The following is a 2,963-nucleotide window of genomic DNA, read 5'->3' as shown; positions in this document are numbered from 1 at the left end:
TTATTTGCAAAGAATTAGCATGCCTTGAAGGCTGTTTGGGAAGCTTGGTCTTAGGTGGGAATGGGACTCTATTCAAGCCAGGGAACAACACTAAAGAGTGCCATCCTGCTCATGATTGGGAAGGTACACCTGAGCAGTTACCACATTTGATACAATAAAAGAGTGGAGAAATATCAACGAGCTGAATCGTTTGAGAGCAATAGATCATACAGAAAAAGCAAAACAAGGGCATAATGAAATCTTAGAATTTATTAAAAGGAAAGATTCAATCCCTGAAGCATCTCGACAAACAGAGGAAAGATTGGCATTTTATAGAGAAGTTTTAAGTGATAGCTTCTATGATGGATTTGCTATGACATATCCTCATGGAAATGTAGTAAAACAACCTACTAGAGATTTCTTCTATCGAGGTGAAAACAATAATTACCCCTTATCACAACCCTCTTTGAGTCGACACCTCAAAACGTGTAAAACTGATGAAGAAAGAGAAGTAGAGATAATCATCGCTCAATTGAGAGTAAATGAATTTGTATCGCTTCTTAATAAGTTTTCATACTTAGAGGAATTTCATAAACACGGGATTACTATCCAAGGAAGTATTCTAGCACAACATTATGGATTAAAGACGTTTTGGCTAGATATTACAAATGATTTTGAGGTAGCACTTTTTTTTGCTTGCTGTAAGTACACAAGCAGGAACCAATGGGAGCCACTCTCAAGAAAAGACATCACAAATACTTATTATTCTACTATTTATAGGGCTCCTGAATATTTAGTTAGGCCACATACATCATCAGATATTGCGAATCAAAGTCCTTCAGTTTTGCCAATCGGGTATCAACCTTTCTATAGATGTAGTAATCAAACTGGATATGCTTGCTTATTACCAAGCGATATGAATCTACTTGAGCATGTAGCTGGTTTTAAGAAATATCTATTTAAGCAAGATAGTATGTTTTGTAAGAAAGTATTTGAGAATATGGAGGGAGGGAAGTTGATTTATCCAAATGAAGGATTAAATAGCTTCACTGATCAAATTGAAATAATTGCAGAATGTAAATATTTTTCCGAGGAATCCATTCGTGAAGCAGTTAGAACTATGAACATGGAATACCATCAAATTCAAAGTAAAATCGAACGATATGGCTATCGAGTTGTATCACATCCTGTATTTCAAGTTAATAAAGAAAAGGTGGAGCGTTTGAACCAACAATATTTAAAAAACTCCCCCATTAAGCATCTTGAAATTAAAACCAGACAAGTATTCTGATTTTAAGGATTTTTGATACAGCTCGTTAATTAACCAAATTTCATAGATAATACACTTCAGTCATGAACATACACATAGCTGGCCGAAGTTATGCTTCTCTTGATTTCTTGAGCTGCATAAAACTAATCACGATACCGCTAATCGAATTGTATTGCCCATTACGGTACCGATTGAGTACCAGATCAGGTCGTGAGTTGAATTTCGAGGATGTGATAGTCACCAATAATGGTCGATATGATTCGGCGACCATATAACTAACTACAGATACTCATGCACTAGATATGCTTGCATCCGATTATAATTGACTTTATATTCTAATTCTATATGTGGATTGGAATCATAATTCCAATAATTAAAAGAAATATCGGCCAAATTAAGTTCCCACGTAGCTGATAAATGATCTATAAAAGAAAAGTCTTCTTTTTCAAATGTCTGCTTTTGAGTGCCATATTTCATCTCAAGTGCTTTATATAAGGTTTCGGCATAATTTGATAAAATACCAATTCTTCCTTGTCCTATTAATGTTAGTGACACCTTCCAAAGTTGATCATCGAAGAAATAAAACTGTATTTGGAATGGAATATTTCCGATGATCCTTGGCTTGGGGAATTTGAAGTATTTCTCTTTACTAACAATTCCATTTTCATACGGATTGAAGGCGATAGCTTCCGGATATAACCTTTGAAATTTATCAATCGGCATTAAAACTTCTGTATTATCCCACAAGGGTCCCAATTCTTTCCCTTCCACCTCCTCTTTCATGACAAAATTTGAGGGGCTTGCAAACACTGCTAACATGAAACTCAAGATAGTGATTAACGCAATTGCCTTCTTTCTCATGCTTACCTCTTTGCTGTTTGCTTTTCTTGTACTGTTAGCGATTGTATCATACATTTCAAATAGTAATATGAGTTTTCTCTTTTGTTGATTCTTGATTTTCTTGTATTTTTCTTCTCGTTACCTCGCTACAACATTGACTTCTTTCAATTTCCTAGACTGCAGTCCTGAATATTGTAGTAGTTGGACTCGACAACGGAACCAGCGATAATCTGGGCCGCCGAGAGCCTGTAAAAAAGCAGGGCGAAAACCCTCTTGCGAAAGCTATAGCATCCAAATGGAGCTTCCTCAAGACCATCCGTCAACGGGATGAGGTCCTCCGTTGGGAGGCTTGTGCTTGCATGCAGCATAGGATGAGCGAATTCAGTGATGCCAATTCTCCCGTCAAACTTATAAAAATCCAGAATACAATGGATGTCCTCTCTTTTGATACGATCCTCAAATTCTATCTGGGAACCTTGTTATACCCTCCATGCATAGGGGAATGAGGTTCGAAGATGTGATAGCTGCTGTTTATGAGCCGATCTTGGCGTCTGGAGAGAACAACCATGAGATTTCTATCCCGATACAAGCCCCTTAGGAATCGCAGTAAAGAATTCTTGTTCCGGGTCCTAGCACAATGGGATTACTAATCAACCTATTCGGATGGTTCCACCATAATCGCCAACAACAGAGCAGTTAGGTTTCCTTGGACTACACTAATATTTACTTTAGTAGGCCTTTCGCTGTTTATAGTGGGTAGCTCTACATGATTGGCTGCAGAGGAAGGGTCAATTCTCCGCAGACGAAGTAGATCATATTCATGAAATTCCCCATATTCCTGAAGCCTCTTGCCCGACTCTTGATGATGCTAATC

The 2,963-nt window shown here is 37.5% G+C and carries 2 protein-coding genes; one reads left to right on the top strand and one right to left on the bottom strand.

The window, feature by feature from the left end; all coding sequences use genetic code 11:
• Positions 1-190 precede the first annotated feature (190 nt).
• The gene (locus tag KO361_05125) at positions 191-1,270 is read left to right on the top strand and encodes an FRG domain-containing protein (GenBank protein ID MCC7574948.1); all 1,080 of its coding nucleotides are present in this window, start codon (positions 191-193) and stop codon (positions 1,268-1,270) included.
• Between the two features lie 258 nt (positions 1,271-1,528).
• Here KO361_05125 and KO361_05120 read toward each other — a convergent pair whose 3' ends face one another.
• Complete coding sequence (locus KO361_05120; protein ID MCC7574947.1) at positions 1,529-2,110, bottom strand: hypothetical protein; 582 nt, start codon at positions 2,108-2,110, stop codon at positions 1,529-1,531.
• Between the last annotated feature and the right edge of the window lie 853 nt (positions 2,111-2,963).

It is taken from the genome of Candidatus Woesearchaeota archaeon (genome assembly GCA_020854775.1).
GTDB lineage: Archaea > Nanobdellota > Nanobdellia > Woesearchaeales > 21-14-0-10-32-9 > 21-14-0-10-32-9.
Note: the sequence above shows the minus strand (reverse complement) of the source record. Positions and strands in the feature narration are given on the sequence as shown.